Origin of the sequence: Thalassotalea euphylliae, from assembly GCF_003390335.1 — a bacterium.
Lineage (GTDB): Bacteria > Pseudomonadota > Gammaproteobacteria > Enterobacterales > Alteromonadaceae > Thalassotalea_F > Thalassotalea_F euphylliae_B.
The window spans coordinates 1560537-1585313 of the sequence record NZ_QUOU01000001.1 but is presented as its reverse complement, the minus strand read 5'-3'; the positions used below and the strand labels follow the sequence as shown (position 1 = coordinate 1585313).

At 44.4% G+C, this 24777-nt stretch carries 15 protein-coding genes; 10 read left to right on the top strand and 5 right to left on the bottom strand.

Features of this window, described 5'->3' with window-relative positions:
• Positions 1–147 precede the first annotated feature (147 nt).
• Both DXX93_RS07010 and DXX93_RS07005 read right to left on the bottom strand, forming a co-directional pair.
• Positions 148–1335 carry an acetyl-CoA C-acyltransferase gene (locus DXX93_RS07010; RefSeq protein WP_116007470.1) on the bottom strand — a complete coding sequence of 396 codons (1188 nt, stop codon included), beginning with the start codon at positions 1333–1335 and terminating at the stop codon, positions 148–150.
• A gap of 111 nt (positions 1336–1446) precedes the next feature.
• Positions 1447–2913 carry a carotenoid oxygenase family protein gene (locus tag DXX93_RS07005; RefSeq protein ID WP_116007469.1) on the bottom strand — a complete coding sequence of 489 codons (1467 nt, stop codon included), beginning with the start codon at positions 2911–2913 and terminating at the stop codon, positions 1447–1449.
• A 172-nt stretch (positions 2914–3085) separates the two neighbouring features.
• Here DXX93_RS07005 and DXX93_RS07000 point away from each other — a divergent pair, with 172 nt between their 5' ends.
• From DXX93_RS07000 to dsbB, 3 genes are all read left to right on the top strand, one after another.
• The gene (locus DXX93_RS07000; RefSeq protein ID WP_116007468.1) at positions 3086–4012 is read left to right on the top strand and encodes a winged helix-turn-helix transcriptional regulator; all 927 of its coding nucleotides are present in this window, start codon (positions 3086–3088) and stop codon (positions 4010–4012) included.
• Between the two features lie 225 nt (positions 4013–4237).
• On the top strand, positions 4238–5824 hold the full coding sequence (gene nhaB / locus DXX93_RS06995) for a sodium/proton antiporter NhaB (RefSeq protein WP_116007467.1): 1587 nt from the start codon (positions 4238–4240) through the stop codon (positions 5822–5824).
• 123 nt (positions 5825–5947) lie between these two features.
• Positions 5948–6466, top strand: a complete 519-nt coding sequence (dsbB, locus tag DXX93_RS06990) for a disulfide bond formation protein DsbB (RefSeq protein ID WP_116007466.1) — start codon at positions 5948–5950, stop codon at positions 6464–6466.
• A 165-nt stretch (positions 6467–6631) separates the two neighbouring features.
• Here the strand turns inward: dsbB and nagZ are convergent, their stop codons facing one another.
• Together nagZ and DXX93_RS06980 are read right to left on the bottom strand one after the other, a co-directional pair.
• Positions 6632–7642: a beta-N-acetylhexosaminidase gene (nagZ, locus tag DXX93_RS06985; protein ID WP_116007465.1), complete on the bottom strand. Its 1011-nt coding sequence runs from the start codon at positions 7640–7642 to the stop codon at positions 6632–6634.
• Between the two features lie 100 nt (positions 7643–7742).
• Complete coding sequence (locus tag DXX93_RS06980) at positions 7743–8363, bottom strand: TetR/AcrR family transcriptional regulator (protein ID WP_116007464.1); 621 nt, start codon at positions 8361–8363, stop codon at positions 7743–7745.
• Between the two features lie 1483 nt (positions 8364–9846).
• Between DXX93_RS06980 and DXX93_RS06975 the strand changes: the two genes are divergently transcribed.
• The 7 genes from DXX93_RS06975 to DXX93_RS06945 all read left to right on the top strand — a co-directional run bounded on the left by DXX93_RS06975 (position 9847) and on the right by DXX93_RS06945 (position 23026).
• Positions 9847–11706 carry a M2 family metallopeptidase gene (locus DXX93_RS06975; protein ID WP_116007463.1) on the top strand — a complete coding sequence of 620 codons (1860 nt, stop codon included), beginning with the start codon at positions 9847–9849 and terminating at the stop codon, positions 11704–11706.
• A gap of 323 nt (positions 11707–12029) precedes the next feature.
• Positions 12030–12611: a GNAT family N-acetyltransferase gene (locus tag DXX93_RS06970; RefSeq protein WP_116007462.1), complete on the top strand. Its 582-nt coding sequence runs from the start codon at positions 12030–12032 to the stop codon at positions 12609–12611.
• 89 nt (positions 12612–12700) lie between these two features.
• Positions 12701–13501 (top strand): SAM-dependent methyltransferase, encoded by an 801-nt coding sequence (locus DXX93_RS06965; RefSeq protein WP_116007461.1) that lies wholly within the window; start codon positions 12701–12703, stop codon positions 13499–13501.
• Between the two features lie 15 nt (positions 13502–13516).
• A complete protein-coding gene (locus DXX93_RS06960) occupies positions 13517–13777 on the top strand; it encodes a hypothetical protein (protein WP_116007460.1) in 261 nt (86 codons plus the stop codon).
• Positions 13778–13821: 44 nt separating this feature from the next.
• Positions 13822–15582 (top strand): tetratricopeptide repeat-containing diguanylate cyclase, encoded by a 1761-nt coding sequence (locus DXX93_RS06955; RefSeq protein WP_147302652.1) that lies wholly within the window; start codon positions 13822–13824, stop codon positions 15580–15582.
• A gap of 188 nt (positions 15583–15770) precedes the next feature.
• On the top strand, positions 15771–20483 hold the full coding sequence (locus DXX93_RS06950) for a PAS domain S-box protein (RefSeq protein ID WP_116007458.1): 4713 nt from the start codon (positions 15771–15773) through the stop codon (positions 20481–20483).
• A 560-nt stretch (positions 20484–21043) separates the two neighbouring features.
• Complete coding sequence (locus DXX93_RS06945; protein WP_116007457.1) at positions 21044–23026, top strand: methyl-accepting chemotaxis protein; 1983 nt, start codon at positions 21044–21046, stop codon at positions 23024–23026.
• A gap of 176 nt (positions 23027–23202) precedes the next feature.
• Here DXX93_RS06945 and rimO read toward each other — a convergent pair whose 3' ends face one another.
• The gene (gene rimO, locus DXX93_RS06940; protein ID WP_116007456.1) at positions 23203–24672 is read right to left on the bottom strand and encodes a 30S ribosomal protein S12 methylthiotransferase RimO; all 1470 of its coding nucleotides are present in this window, start codon (positions 24670–24672) and stop codon (positions 23203–23205) included.
• Positions 24673–24777: the final 105 nt, after the last annotated feature.

Below are 24777 nucleotides of genomic sequence, written 5' to 3'. Positions count from 1 at the left end.
CAAGACGCTGCGACAAATGGGAGTGGGATGGATGGAGAAAAGAACAATTTACAGTGAAAAGTAGCGATTAGTTGTAAACAAAACTAATACTTCATGTGTTTCCAAGCTAGGCTAAAAATATTGATACACAGAGTCAGAAAGCGGGAATTATTCCCGCTCAATCAAGGTTGCAACACCAACACCTGCACCACCCGGAATCGCAATAACCGCGCGTTTAAGCTGTTGGCGCTCTAATTCGTCCAATACCGTTGAGAGTAATATGCCGCCCGTTGCGCCAAGCGGATGCCCCATGGCAATTGCACCGCCATTCACATTTAGCTGGTTATCAGCAATAGCAAAGTGACGCTGATAATTGAGCACACTAGCGGCAAAAGACTCATTAATTTCCCATAGGTCGATATCATCTGCGGTTAACCCTGCGGATGCCAATAACTTTTCGGTCGCTTTGATATGGCCAGTCAGCATGATAACGGGATCAGCACTGGCATCGCTTGCCTGAATCACTCTAGCGCGCACAGGCAATTGATGTTCGCTACATGCTTGCACGCTAGCCATCAAGACTAAACTTGCACCATCAACTAATGCTGGAGAACTCCCAGCACTGTGGCGACATTCAAGCACTTTTATTCCGCCAGCCTCAAGCATAGGCCGTGCTTTAGCTAAGGCATCGTCAAAAGCTGTTGGTAGCGCATTAAATACCGTAATATCAGCACTTGGTCGAATACCGTTATCGATTGTAATCCCCTCTTTTTCAAGTGGTATTAAGCTATTACTGAAATAATGATGCTCGGCGGCTAAGGCGGCTCTTTGGTGTGAACGCAGTGCATAGTCATCGAGCTGCTGGCGATCAAATCCTTGCAAACAGGCAATTAAATCAGCAGACAAGCCCATGTGCATAAAGCGCGTTGCTTGCATCACTTTCGGGTAGCTGAACCAATCGCCATTATCTTTAAACATCGAGACTTGGCTAATTTGTTCAACACCACCAGCGACCATAATGTCGTTCATTCCCGACATGATCTTACTGGCAGCGATGTTAATAGCATCTAACCCAGAGCAACAAAATCGATTGATTGTTGCCCCTGATACGCTGTCTGACCAACCAGCGTACAGGGCGGCAGTTTTGGCAATATTTGCCCCTTGCCCGTCAATTTGAGTATTACAACCCAGCATAACATCGTCCACTAACGCCGTGTCGAATGACTGCCTCGTCGTTAACGCATCAAATAGTGGCTTGAGCATATCAACAGGCCGCTGCTCACTATAGACACTGCCCGATTTACCAATTTTTGCTCGCGGTAGTCTTACCGCATCAACAATACATGCCTGTCGCATTTAAACTTCTCTCCTGTTTAGTGCCAATTTCAGCAAGCGCTAATTTCAGCAAGCATCTTTGGCTACCATATTTTTCTTATTATTTGCGTTGGTTGCTTTTAGTGAGCAGATTTACGCGTACTGGCGAATTTCCTCACCACTTGCCCAGCAAGCGTGAGTGCCACTGCTGATCTGATGAGGCAGAATAATCCGACAGATTGGCCCCGCGGCAATATCCTTGGCGTCCAGTAATACGCATTCAGAGCGTTTGGCTTTAGTGTCAGTAATAAAGGTGACGATATAACCGTCGTCTTCATCTTGAGCGCCAATTCTTGGTACAAATGGCGCTTCAGAGCCGTATCTGTGCTTGCCAAACTCATAGCGCGTTTTTTCTCCGGTTTCTAAGTCAAGTTTGACCAGCCCCGAAAACAAGAAGCGCCCAGGGTGATTCCAGACACTGTAGTAATAGCGGTTTTTCACCCCCGCGTAGTGTTGGTTAAATGTGCCAAACTCTAAAATCTCTTCATCTAAGTGGCCTTCTTTTACTTCGCCAGTTTTGAGATTAAAGCGCCAGCGATGCAGGCGAGTTTGTAATGACTGTAAATCTAGGCCTGCCATGATTTTGCCGGGGATTTTAGGCCACCATTTCAGTGGTGGTGGGTTTGGCCGATCTTGATAAAAGCCATCTAAAATCAGTTCATCCCCTTCTTCATACGCATTCATCCAGTGCAGCACGTAAGTTGGGCTGGCTTCAAACCACTGAATGTCTTGTTCGTTGCCATACCTTGGCAGTATTGCAAAGCGCGCAGGCATATTGCGGTGATATTTCGGCAAGTATTTTTTTTCAGGAATAATGTCCGGGATCCAAAACAGTGGGAAATCCGCCAAAATTGAGTAATTTTTGGAAAACGCCATATCGTGCGGCAGCCTTGGGCCTGGCAGTGGGACGGGGGTGTAGTGAACCAGCTCGTTCTTGTCATTTACTACCCCATAATGTTGATATGGCGGCTCGGTTGAGTAGTTGAAAAACAGCATCTCACCGGTGTTTAAGTCCACCTTAGGGTGCGCTGAAATACCGTCTTGGGGCGCCCAGCTTTGCTTTCCTTGAGGCGCTAGCGTGTATGGGTCAAGCAAGTAGCCTTCGCCACACTGCCAAAACGTCGACATCACTTTACCCGCGTGCACTACCACATCAGTACTTGATGAGTCTTTAATATAACCTTGTGCGCCCCACCCTTTCTTGGTTTTGGGGGTGATTTTATTCGCGATACCTTGCCACAGTGCTTTGCCTGCTGCTTGCTCTGCTTCAAAGCCGTCAGTTCTGACAAAGCGATTGCGGTATTCGGCTTTACCATCTTTAAAACTAACACAGTGCAGCATACCGTCGCCATCAAATGGATGGTAAAGGCCAATGGCTTGGTGCGCAGGGTTTTCCGTGTTGCGAATATATACCCCATCAATATCTTTGGGGATTTCACCGATCACTTCCATCTCTGTGGCAGTGTATTCTTTGTTATTTGGCTTCCATGCACCCGTTAAGTATGGGTGTAACGAAGGTTTAAGGCTGGTTTTTACTTTCGGTTCAAGTTTAGTCTTCATCGTTATTTTACACTCAACTTTAAATAGTGACTTTCATTATGAAACCAACTTGCATTAGAAGACAAGCTTTTTTGAACAATTTTTAACCTTATTAAGTATATTCCAACTAGAGCTGCCCACCGCACAGCACGCAGTGGTTTATCAAAATGTTTAAAAAATATATACTTACCGAATGACTGACGTAACTTCTATCCCGCTTATCCTGAATGCGACTATCTCTAGTGACCTAGATGTCATTGGTGATCGCTGGACATTACTTATCTTGCGAGATTTGTTTTTGGGGAGAACGCGATTTGAGTCGTTGCGCACCCACACCGGCGCAAGTAAAGCGACATTGAGCCGCCGCCTCGACACGCTTATCCAAATTGATGTTATCAAGCGCCAGCAGCTTAAACCGACAAGTAAGCACTATGATTACTTACTAACAGGTAAAGGATTAAAATTATTCGGTGCTTCGATATTGGCGTGGCGTTGGGAAACTCAGTGGTTAGCATCTGCATCAGAATCATCCTTGCCAATAACGCTGCTGCACACACCTTGTGGTCATCCATTTATTCCTGAAACAGTTTGTACCCATTGTGGGCAAGCAGTAAAGTTTGAAGACGTGAAATGGTATACCTCAGACGATTCGTTTCAACACCAGCTCAAGGTGATCCAAAGCGCCAATAAAATGCGCCGTGTTCGCAATAGCCGCACTTCCGCTTTAGACAATCGAATGGCCGGGATCAGCGACTTAATTGGCGATAGATGGACGCTACTCATTCTGATCGCCGCATTTATGGGCGCAAAACGCAATTACGAGTTTGCTAATTACCTCAACATCGCGAGTAATATTCTTAGCCAGCGTTTGTCTATGCTGGTTGAAGAAAACTTGTTTGAAAAAACAGCTTACCAACACAATCCGCCGCGCTATGAGTATGTGCTCACCGACAAATCAAAAGCACTATTCCCATTAGTAATGATTTTAAGGCAGTGGGCAATGGACTTTCATACCACGCCTGAGTCACTAAAACACGAACCCTGTGGTGCCAATCTGAGACTTTCGGTGAACTGTAATATGTGTAAAACAGAGCTACATCCAACAGATATTAGTTTCTAGTAAGCAGAATAAAATTCGAACACACCTCACTGCTCAATAAAAAACCACTGTTGCACGTTAACATGTACTAACTGCACTGACCTTTGCAATTTCACCACCAGATTGACAAATAATTGCTGCCAGCCCTTAAATATTGTCAAATTTATGTGATATATTCGAGCCACTTTGTCGAAAAAAGTGTCATTAACACGATGCTTTTCAAACTAAAACTAAAAAAGGAAAGTTATGCAGCAATCATTTATGAGTGCGTTTTTTAAAAACTTCCTCGGTAATTCACCGGAGTGGTACAAATACGCCATTATTGCTTTCTTAGTTATTAATCCCATTTTATTTTTCTATGTCAGTCCTTACGTCGCTGGTTGGGCACTTGTTCTAGAGTTCATCTTCACGCTTGCCATGGCGTTAAAGTGTTACCCATTACAACCGGGTGGCCTACTTGCCATTGAAGCCGTATTTATCGGCATGACCTCGCCAGACCAAGTGCTGCATGAAATTATCGTCAATATCGAAGTACTACTGCTGCTGATTTTTATGGTGGCAGGTATCTACTTTATGAAGAACTTGTTGTTGTTCTTGTTTACCAAGATCATCACTAAAGTTCAGTCAAAAACGTTAGTATCGCTGCTGTTCTGTTTTGCCAGTGCCTTTTTATCTGCCTTCCTTGATGCCTTAACCGTAGTCGCCGTGATTATCAGTGTTGCGGTTGGTTTCTACTCGGTTTACCACAAAGTAGCGTCGGGCAAAGAAATTGTTCATGATCACGACCACACACACGATAGTGACGTTCATGAAGTATCGCGTAACGACCTTGAAGATTTTCGCGCATACCTGCGTAACTTGATGATGCACGCTGGCATTGGTACGGCGCTTGGTGGTGTGTGTACCATCGTTGGTGAACCGCAGAACCTGATTATTGGTCAGCAAGCAAGTTGGGAATTTGTTGAATTCGCGATCCGTATGTCACCGGTTACTGCGCCTGTATTTGTCGCAGGTATGCTCACTTGTGTCCTGTTAGAAAAAGTAAAATGGTTCGGCTACGGCGCACACTTACCAGAAAGCGTTCGCACAATCCTACAAGACTTTGACGCACAAGAATCAAAGCAGCGCACTAAGCGCGAAAAGGTTAAGCTTGTGATGCAAGGTATTGTTGGTCTTTGGTTAATTGTTGCATTGGCACTTCATTTGGCAGCAGTTGGCTTAATTGGCTTAACCGTTATTATTTTCGCAACGGTATTTACCGGCGTTAATGAAGAGCATCAAATCGGCCATGCCTTTGAAGAGGCACTGCCGTTTACTGCACTGCTAGCGGTATTCTTTGCGGTTGTTGCGGTAATTATTGACCAACAGCTATTTACGCCGGTTATCAACTGGGTATTAACGTTTGAAGGCAATATGCAGTTGGTGATGTTCTACTTGGCGAATGGCTTCTTGTCGATGGTATCAGACAACGTTTTCGTGGGCACGGTGTACATTACAGAGGTGAAAAAAGCCTTGCTAGCTGGCCAAATTACGCGTGATCAGTTTGATATGTTAGCCGTTGCGATTAATACAGGGACTAACTTGCCAAGTGTCGCGACACCAAATGGCCAAGCCGCCTTCTTGTTCTTGCTAACGTCGGCACTGGCACCATTGATTCGCTTATCATACGGTCGCATGGTGGTGATGGCGCTGCCTTACACCATAGTCCTGACCATTGTCGGCTTAATTGCTATTTCTAGTGGCTTCTTGGAGAGTAAAACAGCTGACTTCTACGAAGCTGGCATTATTCACCACCACACGGTATCTGATGCAGAAGTACCAAGCGCTCATTAAGTAGACGCTAGGTCCATTGGTTAGCAAAAAGCACCCCTTGGGTGCTTTTTTTTCGAGCTTTGTTCGCTACAATGCCTGCAACAACAACGCCTTCACTTTCAATAACAACGATAAGGAATTTTTGTGAACTTTATTAGTAATCTTGCCACTAGAAAGCAAGCATGGGGGTTACTCGCCGGCTCTGCACTGGGCTTAGAGCTCGCCGCCCTTTACTTCCAATATGTAATGGACTTAGCACCATGCATTATGTGTATTTACCAACGTGCCGCCATTTGGGCCATCTTTTTTGCCGGCCTTGTTGGCTATTTTGCCCCTAACCAGTTGATCGCAAGGCTTGCTGGTTATGGTTTATGGGGGACAGGTGCGATTTGGGGGCTGATTATTGCGCTTGAGCATGTCGAAATGCAAAGCGCGTCACTATCACTCTTCTTTACTTGTGATATAACGCCTAACTTCCCAAGCTGGGCACCACTGCATGAATGGCTTCCGGCGTTGTTCGAAGCAACGGGAGATTGCGGTGAGATAAGCTGGCAGTTTTTGGGGTACAGCATGCCACAATGGATGGTCGTGGTTTACAGTGTCTATACTGCGATGCTTGCGGCGGTGTTGGCAGCTAGAATTGCCATTGCGAAAAACCTATAGTTGCCGCAAGGCTAAAGAATATGGACCATCGAAGACTTGGCCTAATATCTGCGCAGCTTATCGATAAGCGCTGATAGCAGTTTAAGCATTCTAGAGCGCCTTTAAGGCACTCTAGAATGCTTATTTTCTTGCGAGACATGCCAAATGTATCAAGCGCCAAGTATATTAAGCGATGTTCAGCAGCTGACGCGCCTGTTGCCACTCTTTAATTTGGGTCAATTGCCCATATTGAACAGGGTTTTTCGATAACATTTTTTGTAACCTTGGTTGGCTCTGTGGCAATACGCTAATATTGGCTTGCTCAATCACTTCAATTGCTGCTGCTCGGTTATTGCACACCAATAACATATCACAACCTGCTTGTTGCGCAGCTTCGGTACGTTCAACAAAGCCGCCAATAGAGCCTGCGCCAGCCATGGATAAATCATCACTGAAGATCACACCGTCAAACCCTAATTGCCCCCTTAGCATGTCCTCAAGCCAGAACCTTGAGAACCCGACAGATTTATCATCAAATGCCGGGTATATTACATGTGCAGGCATGACTGCGTTCACTTGTTTTGCGCTAATTAGCTGACGAAAAGGCTCCATATCTATCCCCAAGATTTCCGCTTTATCTCGACGATCGACTGGTAGCGCAATATGTGAGTCTTCCTTAACACTGCCATGCCCAGGAAAGTGTTTCGCTGTGCACTTCATACCAATTGAGTGCATACCATCAATAAAGGCATTGGCCAGCAAGCACACTTTATCAGGCTCAGCGTGAAAGGCGCGATCACCAATCACATCACTAATGTCATTAATATCGAGCACAGGCGCAAAACTAATATCAACACCGACCGACATGACTTCAAGGGCAATCAGCTGACCGCTTGCTTTGGCAAGTTGAAGCGCCTGCGCCATTGCGCCATCAGCCTGTTGCCACAGTTTTCCCATGGCAGGAATAATAGAGAAGCCATTTTTAAAGCGCTGCACTCGGCCGCCCTCTTGGTCAACCGCAATTAAGATGTCGCCTTGGGCATATTCGCGAATGTCAGCCGTTAAAGCAGCAACTTGCTCAGGAGAGTGAAAATTACGACTAAATAAGATTAAGCCGCCAACTAAAGGGTGCGCTAAAATTTCCTTGTCTTCAGCGGTTAGTGATGTCCCGTCGACATCAAGCATTATGGGTCCCATCATATCCTTGGCAATCATTTGTTTAAGACATTAAAAAAGCGATATTTAATCATATTAAATATCGCTTGAATAACAAAATATCGCGCTTAACTGTTGGCATTTAATGCACTGGGGCTGCTACCCCTGCGGCAACATAAGGAATCACCTGTTGGATAAGATCTTCGACGCCTAAGTTCTTACTAAAATCATTTTTAGCAATATCTAACAAAGCATCGCTAGACGACATAGTGAACACTATGGTGCCCATCGTAAAGTGTAAACGCCAGAACATTTGCTCTGCGGTTAAATCGGGATAAGACTTTTGCACCGCTTGCACGAAGTAGTCAATAACATTCGGATATTGAGTTGTTAAGAACCAGCGCAAGAAACCTTGGCTATCAGTGTAACCGCGGCCCAGTAACTGTAAAAACGTACTGGTGCCGTTTTCTCTATATTCATTTAGCGATAGCAACGGCTGAACAAACGCAGAAAACACTTGATGAAGCGACGGCGATGGCTGGGCTGAGACATCAAGCAGCGCTAATTCAAGCTTAGGGGAAACCTCATCCATATAACGGGAGATCACCGCTTTGATCAGCTCTTTTTTTGAGCCGAAGTGATAATTTACTGCGGCTAAGTTTACCTCTGCCTGACTTGTAATTTCCCTAAGCGAAGTGCCATTAAAGCCTTTGTTAGCAAAAAGCTCTTCCGCGGCATCTAATATTTTATTTTTTGTGCTCATGTTTTGCGCGCCTACTACTTAATCCAGTGCCGTTAAAACATACAGTTAAAACGTCTGTTTAAAATAACGCACCTAGTACGTTACCGTCAATTAATATACAACAACACCGAATACTAAAACACCCACTAATTTAAATGTGAGACTTTGAACTTGGTAAATTTGAACGCGCAAGCGGCTTTTGAAAATAAAGAAAAACAAGCGTAAATAATAACATCTACGAAAAGCTTCATATTTTTTGCAATATTTTCAAATAATGGGGAACTTTCCATTGCTTCCCCCCTCAAAGAGATAACACAATATTTCTCCCTGGCTCAGCGACCTGATCTGTCAATCGGCACTGAGCCTTTTTTATGCCTAATCCTCAGTGCTCTAAATGCCCTGAGGATTACATAAAGCAGACAAGCATTACATCTTTGTACAAATCTACAACAGTAAAAAACACGTCTAGTGATTAATATATCACCAACTTTTCAAGGCACGCTTGTGAAGTGATTTTGTTATACTCTCCTTCTTTTGGCCCAGCCGCCTATGGCTGGGCTTTTTTTTATCTGTTGTTTATCTAGACGTTGGCACATTACAAAATTTCACAGTCGTCCAATTTTTGCTCGATACTGTTAACAAACACGAACAATAAACCAACAGTAAAGAACAAGAGACAAGGCTAATATATCACCAACTTTCCAAGGTGAAGCTTGTTAAGTGACTTTGTTATACTCTCCTTCTTTTGGCCCAGCCGCCTATGGTTGGGCTTTTTTTTACCTGAAAAATACGTTTCAACGCTACTGCCCCCAAACTGTAATTAGCCGATTGCCATCGGCCAAATTATCGACAACAAATTACAAACAAACACAAATGCAATAACGCTACAGATTTTGCTCAACAGCTAAGTGATACCAATTGGAATATCGGCACCTTTGCGTTGACACTAATCAATCGATTTAGCACTTCCTCAGTTTCATGCATTTTTTTGTCCAACGCTCCGCTCGGCTTTTTTATCTTTGGTTATTTTTTATCTTTGGTTATTTTTTATCTTTGGTTATTTTTTATCTTTGGTTATTAGTTAGATAGAAAAAAGATGATAAATAATTCAGCTAATTAGCCAATATAGGTCTACAATAAGATTTACTTAGTGAAAAACTTATCTAGAGACATTAGCTCTGTTGAATTTAACGGTTTGTAGCGGAGCGTTTCTAAGTAAATAGCTCACTAAGTGTAATGCAATACTTCCTTGTTTCATGAAATCCCAACCGCGCGGCCTTCACTGCGCGGTTGTTCTTTTTGTCTGCCGCTATCTTTACTCTGTTAATCGGCTGCCACTTCCCCAAATGTCAAGCACCTCGCTTTACAGGATCGAGCTATTCAGTTTACACATTAACTTCAAAACTAAGTTGTAGGTCAGCTTGCGGGCATTTTCAAAAACGAATCACTGCCTTATACTTGGTTCACCTTCACCAGCATTATTGATAACAATAAAACTCAAATTATGAATAAACTCTTCAAAATTACTGCCATCGCAGGTGCACTAAGTTTTGCCCTTGCCGGTTGTAATGGCTCTTCAGATGAGACAACGTCCACACAAGCTCCTGGCAAAGCCGCAATCAAAGCAAACAGCCAAGCACTTACGGCCAAAGATGCGGATGCTTTTTTAGCGCGAGTTGAAAAAGAAATTAAAACCTTGAACATCGAAGGCGCACGCGCCGAGTGGATTTACCAGAACTTTATTACTCAAGATACTGCGGCCTTGTCTTCAGCGGCGGGAAAGCGTTCAACCGAAGCAGGCGTGCAATACGCGATGGAAGCCGCTCAGTTTGACGGTATCGAAGTTGCGCCAGCGCAGCGCCGTAAGCTAGAAATCCTTAAACAAGCACTGGTCATCCCAGCCCCTCAAGACTCAGCGAAAACTGAGGAACTTGCTAACCTTGCGGCTGAAATGGGCAGTATGTACGGTAAAGGTACCTACACCACAAAAGCAGGTGAAGAGCTTAGTTTAGTGGCGATGTCAGCAAAAATGGCGACCTCTCGCGATTACGACGAACTGTTAGAATTGTGGCAAGGTTGGCGCACAGTTAGCCCAGCCATGAAGCCACTTTACGAACGCCAAGCCGTGCTGGGTAATGAGGGCGCTCAATCACTTGGCTACGCTGATGTAGGGGCTATGTGGCGTTCAAAATACGACATGCCTGCAGATGAATTTGCCAAAGAACTTGACCGTTTATGGGGCCAAGTCAAACCGCTTTATGACGACTTACACTGCTACGTTCGTGCCGAGCTAGGCGAACACTACGGTGCAGACAAGGTGCCGCAAGATCAGCCAATTCCAGCACATTTACTGGGCAACATGTGGGCACAACAATGGGGAAATATTTACGATTTAGTGGCTCCTGAAAATGCTGATCCAGGTTATGACGTAACAGAGCAACTAGCACAGCATAACTATGACGAAATTCAGATGGTGAAAGGTGCGGAAGCCTTCTTCACGTCATTAGGTTTTGAGCCATTACCGGAAACATTTTGGACACGTTCATTATTCACTAAACCTGCAGATCGCGATGTCATGTGTCATGCCTCTGCATGGAGCTTGGACGGTGCCGACGATATTCGCATTAAAATGTGTATTCAAAAAACCGGTGAAGAATTTGCGACAATTCACCATGAATTAGGCCACAACTTCTACCAGCGAGCATACAAAAACCAACCGGTATTTTTCCAAGGCTCGGCAAATGATGGTTTCCACGAAGCGATTGGCGATACCATTGCGCTGTCTGTCACGCCAAAATATTTAAAAGAAATAGGGCTGATTGATACGGTGCCAGATGAGTCAAAAGACATTGGCTTATTGATGAAAATGGCACTAGACAAGGTGGCCTTTATCCCATTTGGGCTATTGGTTGATCAGTGGCGTTGGAAAGTCTTCTCTGGTGAAGTAACACCAGAGAACTACAACCAGGCATGGTGGGAACTGCGTGAGAAATACCAAGGCGTTGCTGCTCCAGTTGAGCGCTCAGCTGATGCATTCGATCCGGGAGCAAAATATCACGTGCCAGCCAATACGCCATACTCGCGCTATTTCCTAGCACATATACAACAGTTTGAATTCCACCGCGCGCTGTGTGAAATTGCTGGCAACGAAGAAGCAATTCATCGTTGCTCCATTTATAACAACAAAGAAGCGGGTGCAAAACTTAATCAAATGTTGGAAATGGGGATGAGCCAGCCATGGCAAAATGCTTACAAAGTTGTAACTGGCAGTGAACAAATGGACGCAACGGCCATTCTTGATTACTTCGCCCCACTGCACACTTGGTTAAAAGATCAAAACAAAAATCGCCAGTGTGGCTTCTAATGAAGCGATAACGTCACTGAATTGACTACTGCGATAAACGCCCTGCTAGCTTTGCTAGTGGGGCTTTTTTATCCGCTTTGCACCAACTTTATTTATTCCACACCTGCCGTTATGCTGAACGATGCCATATAAACCATTATGTAAATGCACAATGCTTAATACACAATGCGAAAAATAAAAAGAAAAACGAAAAGAAAATATGAATAGCATGATTCTCTCGTGCACGAATGTGTTAGCCGAATCAAAGCACTGTTGGTTAGCCATTAATTATCAATTATTACGCGGTTTTCGATCGCACGATTAACACGACAGGAGTAGTAAGTTTGCCAAGCAAGCCAGTTAACTATTGTGCTGTTGATTTATCGGCTAGCCAAGCGTTTGAAACCGACCGCTTTATCATTCGCCCAATGCAAGAAAGTGAGCGCGACTTCTTTATCAGCCTGCACATCGATGAAAACATCATGAAATACACAGGTGGGGCAGTATCCGAAAAAACAGCCAACGCTAAATTCAACAATTCAATCAAGCTCAATCAGAGCGAAAAAATAACATTCAAAACATGGACGATTGTCGCAAAGGAAAATAGACAAGCTATCGGCATCCAAGTGTTATATCAGCCACAGCAAGTGATGGAACCGTTCACGCGAGAGATTGGCATCATGATCGCCAAAAGCTCGCAAGGTAGGTTAATTCCCGAAGAAGCAATGGGGGCTTTAATGGAATATGCCTTTTCTGAACTTTCAATTACTCGAATTATTGCACGCTTCTCAGTTGAAAATATCGCAACCAAGCGATTCGTTAAAAAGCTCGGATTCCTTTTTAACAAGCAGCCAACCTCAGGAAGTTACAGCGTATATTTTGACAAAATGCACTGGAAGCAGTCGATCATTACCCTTGTCAATTGAAGGTGTTTACATTATTAACGTCACCTATTTAATCAACACTTGATAACTGCTATCGTAATCGCATTAAAAGTAAAAAAGCTACAGTTTAGATGTCTGGAAGTTTAGTTTGCGTTGGCGTTGGTATTACTCTCGGCGCCCATATCAGTCCCATTAGTCGCAGCCATATCGAGCAAGCCGACAAAGTATATATGCTAATGTCTGATGGTTTTGTCGAAAGTTGGGTTGCGTCAATGAATGACAACTGTGAAAGCCTTCAACCCTATTATGACGAAGGAAAATCTCGACACAGTACCTATCAAGAAATGACCGACGAGCTAGTTTCAGCAGCTCAGTCTGGGCTAAAAGTCGTTGCCGCATTCTACGGCCACCCAGGAGTCTTTGCCTGTGTTTCGCATAAGGCAATTGCCAAACTGATAGAGCTCGACATTCCAGCTAAAATGGAAGCGGGTATTTCGGCCGAAGATTGCTTATATGCAGACTTAGCAATAGATCCCGGTAAAAGCGGCTGTATTCACTATGAAGCTAGCCAGTTTATGCTGTATAAAAGAGCCATAGACACTGCAGCCCACTTAATTTTGTGGCAAGTGGGTGTTGCTGGAGATGTGAGCCTAAGCAAATATTCAACAGGTGAAGATTACACACAAATCTTAGTTGAATTGCTATTAACGTACTACCCCGCTGATCATGAAGTCATTCTTTATGAAGCGAGGACTTTACCCACCAGTAAAATGAGAATTGAGAAAATTGACCTTAATTCACTAACCTCTGCCAGATTGAGCATGCAGACAACGTTAGTTATTCCGCCGTGCACGAAACTCATGCCAAATAACGAACTACGCGAAAAATTGAAAAAATTAGACAATCCATCTTTTTTAACTCTAGTCCAATAAGAAAGGAAGACAACAATGACAAAAATCACTGAATTACTAGAAAAATTAGGTAGTGATGCCTCGCTAGACGCGAATATTGAGACAATGCTAACTAGTGACCAGCTTGCTATCGAAGAAAAAGAACTACTGGGTAATATGAGTCATTTAAAAGATACTCAACCCGCAATTAAATGCATTATCATTGCGCCTGCCGAAGATGATGAGCAAGAATCGCCACAAGAAGATGACAACGAAAAAGATACAGAGAATCTTTTATCAGCCGTTGTGAATGGTTAACCGAAAAAGGGGCGCTGGATTTAATGCCAGCGCACTAGCTTATAGTGAATAGTTTTTTAAGAATAATCATAATTTTACTCGCCTGTAACGTTTCCCTTGTTTGGGGGAAAACGCAACAAGCGAGTATTGAGAGTTTATTAGCGCAAGCGGAGAATTCACGCCAGGAAAAACCTGACGTGTTTAATGATGCAATGGAAAAGCTAGACGCTAGAGAAATGAGCTTCACTCAAGCGCAAAGGCTTCAATATTACGTGTTGAAAGCATACAAACAAACAATTCTTGGTAACTATGACGAGGCTGAAAAACTCTTAAAGGCAGTTATAGAGCGTTCTCCAGATGACGTGCTGAAACTAAGAGCCACTTACGGGCTGATCAGCGTATTTGTCGTAAAAAAAGACTGGAGCAATGGCTTTAAGTACGTCGAAAAAACTCTCGAACAAATTAAGTTAGTCAAAGACACTCCCCACACATTATACGGTATCTTAACCGTTGTTGTTTTTTACAACCAAATTGAACAATACGAACTTTCGTTAAGCTATCTAGACACTATTCAAGTGGGCGGTTTAACTGAAAAAAACCAGTGCTTCTTAGGTCAGCTAAAAATAGAAGCGAGTCAAAATGCACAAACGACGTCTTTTATTGAATTATTTCAGCTAGAAGAAACAATCAAAACCTGTGAGCAGGCAAATTGGCCTGTTGCCGCCTCAGTAGTAAGAGCATACTTAGCTAAGAGTCATCTTGATCGCGGTAACCCACAAGACGCAATCTGGACACTAACGCCTTTTCTTGCGGATGTTGTCGCGACAAAATTTTCTTTAGCGATAATAGATTTTTATAACACGCTAGCACAAGCCTACTACCAGCTTGATAATCATCAAAAAAGTACTCAATACGCCGACTTAGCGCTGAAAAACATTACGCATGACAACACCAAGCAAACCGTTGACGCTTATCGGCAGAAGTACCAACTAGAATTCGACGCGCGAAACTTTGAAAGAGCGCTAGCGTATTACATTAAATTCGCAGAGGCAGACAAAGCCTACCTTAACGACATAACAGCAAGAAATATCGCCTTTCAGCTTGCCCAACATCAAGCGATCCAACAAAAAAACGAAATCGCCTTACTCAATAACCAAAATGAGTTACTCAACAACAAAAATGAATTGTTGCGAGCACAGCAATCACTCGCAATCTCGCAAGCAGAAAATTCGCGGCTAATCGCTTCACTGCTAATGGCGATTATCGCCCTGCTGACGTTCTTTGGTTATCGCTCGTGGCGCACACAACGACGCTTAAAAACACTGGCCGAATACGATTATTTAACGCAGGTATACAATCGCGGACATTTTATGACGCTAGCGGAAGAAACGTTAAAGCTTGCAACAAAAGCCAAACAAACCGCGACTTGCATTATTTTTGACTTAGATAAGTTTAAGAAAATCAATGATAAGTATGGTCATTCCGCAGGCGATTGGGCATTGAAAGCTGCCGCAATTGCCACTCAGTCATGTATTCGCGAGAACGATGTGTTTGCCCGTTTAGGGGGAGAAGAGTTTGTTATTTTATTGCCCGGTTGCGATACCAGTGCCGCGTGTTACGTCGCTGAAAAATGTATGCGTGCCTTTGAAAATATTGATACTCAAGAGTCAGGCCACCAGTTTAAAATCACTGCAAGCTTTGGGATCACCACCAGCAAAATTTCTGGTACCGACCTTGATACGTTAATTGCAGATGCCGATAAAGCACTTTATATCGCGAAAAATTCTGGCCGTAACCAATATCGCATCTTCGAGCCGACCAGCTAAAGCTGCACGGCTCTTTATTTCTCCGGCCTACTTCTGCAACATACTGCTGTACTTACTGCAATCTAACACTCGATTGATTCTCCTGTGACGGCTCTTATTTGCCGACATTTTAGCTAGAGAACTGACAAATATAAGCTAAGCTTTTCAATAGCATCGAAAAAATTAGCTTACAGGTTAATCACTAGCAAATGGTAACAAGAATAATTAATACGCTAGTTAAAAGCGCCACTTACCTATCATGGTTAGTGGCAACGTCAGCACTCGCCTCATCATTAGCCCCCGCTTCCAGATTAAGTGCGGAAAAAATAAACCTCACCACTCAATATGTTCAGATTATTGAAGAAAATCAACAACCCAAACCACCCACAATGGTAGCGACGTCAACTATTGCTTTTGCAGACAACAGTGTTGCTGCTGACACTGGTGCTAACGGCACTATGCGAGAATTATCATCCCAAAATGAGAAAAGTAACGCTAATTTGACGCTGCTCTGGGGGCTTGCTTTATTGAGCGCCCTTTGCGTACTAGCGATTGTTTTTCTTATTTATGCTAATCGGCGCACACGGCAATCACTGATCAAAGCAAATGCTGCGTTAGAGCAACAGGTGCACATTCGCTCACAAGCATTAGTAGATAAGGAGCGAAACTTTCACGGTTTGTTCCAGTCTTCACGGGTCGCCTTAATGGTGACGGCCAAAGATACTTTGCTTGACTGCAACAAAGCGGCGCTCGACCTTTATGGCATTAACGACAAAGCTGAATTTAGCACATTGTTTCCGTTTGGTGTGTCACCTGAATTTCAGCCTGATGGCGCTCGCTCTACTGACGTAGTGCGCGCTAACCTTGCCCGCGCGCGCGAAACAGGCTTTAGCACGTTCGAGTGGGAGCATTTGCGCTTTGGTAATCAAAGCTTCTATTGCGAAGTCAACTTACAACCTGTCGCGTGGCAAAACCAAGAAGCCATGTTATGTACAGTTCGCGATATAACGGCCAAAAAGCTTGCTGATCGCCTTAATCGAAAAAACGACATTCGTCTTAAAGTGGCTGCTGAAGCCGCAGAATTAGCTGACTGGGAGTGGACTCCTTCGCTCCAAAGATTAAGCGGTTCAGAAATGCTGTCACGTATTATCGGTATCCAGCCTGGCCGTATTAATTTGTCGCGCGCACTTTACCCACTCGTTTACCGCAAAGATCTGGTCAATGCGCTACGCAAGTTAAAAGCATTTAAAACGAGTGACGAGATATTTTGCAAATTTGAAGTCCGTTTGAAACACCCGAACGGCGATGGTTACCGCTGGATTGCAACAACACTGCGCAAAGCGGCGTCTATGACTTATCAACTTATTGGTGTCAGCCAAGATATTACCCGCTTTAAACATGCTGAGCACTTAGCTCAAGAGAGTGAAAAGCGCCTGAATATTGTGCTCAATGGGGCCAATGCGGGTATGTGGACATGGGATGGGGAAAACAATACCTATTCAACGAATGAAACGTGGAACCATGTGTTGGGCTACGAGGCAAGTACGCTAAACCTCTCGTTTGGTGAAAGTGTTGATAAATGGATGAGCCTGATTCACAAAAGTGACCGCAAACGCGTCGAGCATCTATTTAACAATTATGTTGCTGGTAGAGCAAAAGGGTTTTGCCTTGAGTGCCAAATGAAAACCAAGCAAGGTGATTGGCGCTGGTTTATCGTGCGCGGCAGTGCCCTAGCGCGTGATAAACGCAATAGAGCATCTCGTATATCTGGCTTGGTGATAGATATTACTGCGACAAAAAAGCTACAGCTCCAGCTAGAATCTTCGTCTTCTATCGCCGAGCAAGTCGCGAAAGAGCGTGAAATCATTATCAATACCATACCTGGTATTGTCTTTACCTGTCGACTTGATGAAGACAGAACCATGTTGTTTATGAGCGACATGACCGAGCCAATACTGCAACTCCCTCCCACCGACTTTCTCTCCGGCGATGTCTCATACGCCAGTTTAATTCACCCAGATGATCGCCTGCTGGTCAACCAAACCATCTACGATGCCGCTGCTAAACACCAAACTTATCAAGTGGAATATCGGGTGACGCGCAAAGACGGTGAACAACTCTGGGTCTATGAAAGTGGGCAAGCATCGTATGACCGCCAAGGTAACCTTGTGGTATTGCACGGCACTATCATCGACATTAATGCGCGCAAAGAATCAGAGCAATTATTTCACGCCTTAATTGAGTCGGCACCAGAATGTATGATGGTGATTAATCAAGCGAATGAAATTGTCATTGCCAACGCCCTTGCAGAAAAGCTCTTCGGCTATCAAAAACAAGAATTATTGGGTCAATCCATTGAAATGCTTATTCCACAAGAATACCGAGCGGGTCACAAGGCACATGTTGCAGGCTACATGGCAGCCCCAACCGTGCGTAAAATGGGCTTTGGTATGGCGTTTAACGCAATTCACGCCAAGGGCTTCGAATTTCCTGCAGAAATCAGCCTAAGCCCGTTAAACTCCGGTGAAGACCTGCTGGTGTGTGCAGCCATTAGAGATATTTCTCAGCGCAAATTAGAAGAGCAACAAATGCTAAGTGCCAAAGAAGCGGCAGAGCAAGCAACACGCGCAAAATCAGATTTTCTCGCCAATATGTCACATGAAATTCGCACGCCAATGAACGCAATAATTGGTATGTCACACCTAGCACTGCAACAGCCGCTGCCAACTAAGGCACAAAACTATATTCAAAAAGTAGAGCTTAGTGCCCAATCACTGCTTGGTATCATTAACGATATTCTCGACTTTTCAAAAATTGAAGCGGGAAAATTAGATATCGAAAGCATTGATTTTAGTTTGCACGAAGTTATCGATCACTTTAGCGCAACGTTTGGCTTAAAAGCCGCGCAAAAGAACATCGAACTGCTGGTTGATTTAACACCTGACACGCCGACAAATTTGGTTGGCGACCCATTAAGGCTGAAACAAATTCTGCTCAATCTGGGCAGTAACGCGATTAAATTTACCGACAGTGGCGAAATTAAACTCAGTATCAAAGCCAACTTTAATAAGCAAATCGAAAATCATGCTGAAAACCACAGTAAAAAACACAACGAACAAGCTAACACTACCTATACCGAACTTGAGTTTACGGTATCCGACACAGGGATTGGTATGTCCCAGCCGCAACAGGCAGGCTTATTTCAAGCCTTTTCACAGGCCGACAGTTCAACCACGCGCAAATACGGTGGTACAGGTTTAGGGCTAACGATTACCAAAAACTTAGTTGAATTAATGGGTGGCAATATCAGCGTAACCAGTGCACAAGGCGATGGTACTAGCTTTAACTTCACCTGCAACCTCAAACTCAGTGAAAAAAACATCGACAAAAAAATTGTCGTGCCAGCTCACTTAGCCCATTTAAACGCCCTTATTGTTGATGATAACGAAAGTGCGCAGGTAATATTTGCCGACATGCTGCGCCACTTTGGTTATCAAGCTCAGGCCGCCGCTTCTGGGCAAGAAGCGCTGGCATTGCTAACAGCGCCCAACGCGCATTTTGATATTCTATTTGTTGATTGGATTATGCCGAGCATGGACGGCTTCGCCTTTCTTCAAGCCTTAACGCAACAACTCGCTCCCGACAATATCCCCAAAGTCGTGATGATGACCGCCTACGATATTCAAGAAATGGCTGAACAGGCACAGCAAAAAGCTATTTTGTATAATGCAGCGTTGAGTAAGCCGGCCAACCCCAGTCATTTATACGAAAGTATTTTAGCGGCATTTTCCAATCACCCCACCGTTGCCGACGAGCAACCAACCAATCAGCGCCGCAGTTGGCCACAGCTGGCCGGCAAACGTATTTTGTTAGTGGAAGACAACGAATTTAACCAGGAACTCGCCGCCGACTTACTATCAAGTGAACATATTGACGTAGCTATTGCCGAAAACGGTGAAGTCGCGCTAGCTATGCTCGAACCAGATAAATATGATGCCATATTAATGGACTGCCAAATGCCCGTGATGGATGGTTATACCGCCACTACCCTCATTCGCCAAAACAGCGCTTATGATCAGCTCCCCATTATCGCGATGACGGCAAATGTCATGCAGCGCGATATAGAGCGTACCCAAGCCGTAGGCATGAATGAGCACATCGGCAAACCCATCGATGTCAACTCTTTATTTAGTGTGCTCGCCAAGTGTTTATTGCCCATTGAGGCGTGGACTATGCCCCCACAAGAGCAAGAGCAAGAGCAAGAGCAAGCCACGCAAACTAAGCAAATAGGAGTAGCGTTAAAAAAACCGAGGGAAATTCAGCCTGCGATCAGTGGCGTTGACAGCAAGAAAGGATTAAAAACGGTCGCTGGTGATATCGCGCTTTACCACAAACTGTTAGCTCGATTTATTGAGGGAAACCAAGACTTTTTAGCTAAATTCGAGCAAGCTGACCAAGAGACTAAAATCAGGCTCGCCCACACATTAAAAGGCACTTCCGCCAATATTGGCGCAACACAAGTCCAGCAGTTAGCAGCGCAATTAGAGCAAGACTTAGGCGCAGCCATAAAGCCCAAGGCATTATCGGCACTTGCCGTTAAATTAAATGATGCTATCGCCCTAGTCAGCAAAGCCATTAGCCAATACTTGGCGTTGCTTGAGTCCACTCCCCCCAAAGACAAAAGCCCGTCGTTACCGCCTTTTAATGAGCAAGAACTCATTGAGGCAGTGTCGGAAATTATCACACTCATGCAAGAATTCGATAGCGAAGCCGTCGACAAGCTGTCGCTATTGCTTGAGCGAGTTGAACCCGATAGTGAATACCATGAGCCGTTAAAACAGGCAAATACGTATTTAAGCGCCTATGATTTTGAAGCGGCGGTTGAAGTGTTAACAACAAAATTTGGTCAACTCAATGGCTAAGCAGCAGGGGTTGGGTATGCTGGTGGGTGTTACTGCGCGATGGCTTGATAAGGGGGCTTTTAAAGCGCCGTGTATTAAGGCATTCCGAAACCTATTTCTAACGCAGTAACGTGAAATAACAAGGTTAATGACTGAATTAAATCGCGAAGTTAACCAACGAATCTGAATAATAAAGATTCAAGTCAATAAGTTATCGACAGCCTAAACGTTTACTTTAGCGCTCACTTCACTTTGTTAAATTTATGTGAAAAACTGAAATTGAAGTATTGCACTCACGTACGCAACTGCCTATTATCGCAAGTAGCTTATCAAAGCCCAACTGTTCAGCTCGGCTAAACCAACGAGTAGAATTAACGGGCTTTTCTGCTAAATTGCCATGTGTTTAGTGGTGTAGCCTAAAGGGATGTTGGCTAAAAATAGCGAGGGAGGAAGTTTTTAAGAATGACTACACGGTTTAGTATTCACCAGATTTCATAGCTAAAGTTTTTGTCAGCTAGACAAGAAATCGGACGAAGGAAGGCCGTTACAGTTCAACACGCTCCAGTGTCGTAAGGATCACAATGTTGAAAAAGCATATCTTCAAGTACATCTCATCTCATCTAAACTTGTTTATTATTCTGCCCTGTATTTTGCTTGGTGGTATTGTTTTCTACGATGTATACCACTCTTACAATCGCATGAATAATGCCTACGATGCTGAATACAATACCTTTTTATCTCACGGTGTATTAACGGTTGTACACGAAGTACAAAAAGAGCGCGGTATGACCGCAGGTTACTTAGGTTCAAGCGGTAAAAGCTTTAGCAATCAGCTAAATCAGCAAAGAAAGGTTGTTGATGATGCAATAAACAAACTCGAGCAAGAGCGCCAAGCATGGCCTTTAACGGCACAAATGACCGAAGCCTACCAAGACTTTTTCAGCGCTTTTAACAACATTCGCAACAATCGCCAAGCGATAAGTAATTTATCCATGAGTACCGGTGACGCCCTTGGTTTTTACACCAATATCAACACCAAAGGGCTACACGTTGTGATCATGGCGTCTAAGCTTAGCTCGAACCAAATTATTTCGTCTGAACTGTTCAGTATTTACAACTTTTCCAGTGCGAAAGAATCCGCCGGTATTGAGCGTGCGGTACTTGCCAATGTGCTGGCGCAAAACGCGTTTACACCGCAGTTAAGAGCAAAACACACGGAACTAATCACCAAACAGGATGTATTTTTATACGAGGCGCTAGAATCTGCAACGCCAGAGTTACTGACTTTTTTTCAAGATGCCGTTAGCAGCAGTGCCGCAATCAATGTAAACCGGGTTCGCGAAGCCGTGGCTGACAAAGACAGTGACTTTAATATTCAACCGCAAGTGTGGTTTCAATACGCAACCCAGCGTATTAATGCACTCAAAAATGCCGAAGAAAGCGCCCTTAATATTGTTGATAACACCGCGATTGAAGTACAACAAGGGGCGGTTGTGGTATTGGTTGTCGAACTTGTGGTGTTAGCGATTGGCGCCCTGACCACCATAGGTATTTACATTTCTATTAGCCTACGCGCTCGCCAATCCGCCAAAATTAAAGAAGGTATTGAAATCGCCTTGCACCGCCGTGACTTGGCGCACGAAATTGATATTATGAGTTTTGACGAGCTGGGCGATGCCGCTCGCGGTATTAATGATTTAACCAAGCTTTTTGCCGATGATTTGGGGCAATTTTCCAGTACCGCCAAAAACATTAGCCAATCAACTGCTGAAACCGCCACCGCCATTGAACAAAGCAAGATCAACTTAACCGAACAACACGCCGGTGTGCAGCTAATATTCTCGGCAGCTGAGCATATGAACAATAATGTTGCGGTGATTTCCAGTGCCATGGAAGAAAACTCACACTCCGTATATAAAGTGGCGGAAGAGTCACAACAAGGTAAGCACATAGTGACCCAAGCGGTTAACGTGATACAAGGCGCGGCTGATGATATGTCAAAATCAGCAGAAGCAATCCACCAATTGAATGAGCGCGTTGGCAGTATCACCGACATGGTACAGCTCATTGGCGGTATCGCTGAGCAAACCAATTTACTGGCACTTAACGCCGCGATTGAAGCGGCACGCGCAGGCGAGCAAGGCCGAGGGTTTGCCGTGGTCGCTGACGAAGTGCGCTCACTGGCAAGTCGTACGCAACAATCTACCGAAGAAATTTCACGGGTCGTTGATGAACTGCAGCAAGGCTCCACCCAAGCGTTCAATATTATTAATCACGGCAAAGAAAACGCGATGGCCGCGTCAGAGCAAGCAGAGATGATCAAAGAAGCACTGGATCGCATTAATAATCAAATTGACGAAGTGAAAAGCATCACCGACTCAGTAACGACCAGTACGAAAGAGCAAGCGCTATCAATTGAAGACATTAATCAAAATATTGAAAATATCTTCCAGCAGGCAACGGAAAATGTCACTGGCGCTGAACAAATTGCGGTTGCTGCCGCCAGTATCGCAGATTCTGCCGTTGATATGGACAACCAAATCGAAAAGTACAAATACAGTTAATCACGCCACACTGAGCTGTGCGATCAAAAATGCCGTCAGTGATTCACTCACTAACGGCATTTTTTATGTAATATCAACGGCACCTGGCTAAGGGACATGACCAATGTCTGTATTGCCAAGCGACCAAAGCCAGAACTAGTTCAGCTAATCCAACTAATTCAATTAACGATAAAGCCCTAGTCTTCGACTTTAATGCCCCAAACATCGTGCTCATCAGCATGGATGACTTGCACCCAAATTTGATCGCCCGGTTCAACATCAAATTCATCTGACAAATGCACTTTACCGTCAACCTCAGGGGCATCCATGTATGAACGCCCTACCGCACCTAGCTCGTTTACTTCGTCAATCAATACCAAGTACTCTTGACCAATACGCGCTTGCAGTTTTTGCGCACTGATTTCAGCTTGCACCGCCATAAAACGCTGTAACCTGTCTTCCATCACAGCTTCTGGTACGTGATCAGGTAACTCGTTAGCCGTTGCCCCTTCAACTGGCGAGTATTTAAAACAACCTACACGGTCAAGCTGCGCTTCGCGCAAGAACGCTAGCAGCTCTTCAAACTCTTCCTCAGTTTCCCCCGGGAAGCCAACGATAAAAGTCGAGCGGATCACGAGTTCAGGACAAACCTCACGCCACTTTTGAATACGCTCTAACACGCGCTCTGAACTACCGGGGCGCTTCATCAATTTAAGAATACGTTTATTGGCGTGTTGGAATGGAATATCTAAGTAAGGCAGGATCTTACCTTCGGCCATTAACAGAATAATATCGTCGACATGCGGATACGGATACACATAATGCAAGCGCACCCAAATCCCTAATTTTGAAAGCTCTTCACATAACTGTTTAAGATGGGTTTTTACTGGCATGCCTTCGTAAAAATCCATCTTGTGTTTTACATCAACACCGTAAGCTGAGGTATCTTGTGAGATCACCAATACCTCTTTAACGCCAGCATTAGCCAAACGCTTTGCTTCACCAATCACATCGCCAATTGGGCGCGAGTCTAAATCACCACGCATCGACGGGATAATGCAAAAAGTACAGCGGTGGTTGCACCCTTCCGATATTTTCAAATAGGCAAAGTGCTTAGGGGTTAACTTCACCCCTTGATCCGGCACTAAGTCGACAAACGGATTGTGAACAGGTTTAGCCAAATGCTCATGCACTTGATTAAGCACTTCTTCGTAAGCATGAGGGCCAGTAACCCCCAATACATTTGGATGAATCTCGGTAATTTCGTCTTCTTTCGCGCCTAAACAGCCGGTAACGAGTACTTTGCCGTTCTCTTTTAGCGCTTCACCAATGGTATCAAGCGACTCTTGCACCGCAGCATCAATAAAACCACAAGTATTGACGATCACCATATCGGCATCGTGGTAGCTCGGCACTACATCATAACCTTCCGTGCGCAGTTGAGTTAGAATGCGTTCAGAATCAACCAGATTTTTCGGGCAGCCAAGTGACACAAAACCCACGCGCGCGGCACTCTCAACACTTGCGCCAACCGCATTTTGCGCCGCCAACACCTTAGCGGGATTTTCCAAAGTAGTCGTTTGCTTGACGGTTTGAGAGCTAGCCTCATTTTTTACTGAGTCGTTTACCGAGGAAGAATTGCTTGGGTCGAATTGTTCAACAGTCATTGTGCGCCTTATTTACTCTGGGGAATTTTACGGCGAGAATCATACAGAAAAAGTAAAATTACTTCACTAGTGAATCTAATTTCACCGTGAAGCCTTGAAGTTACA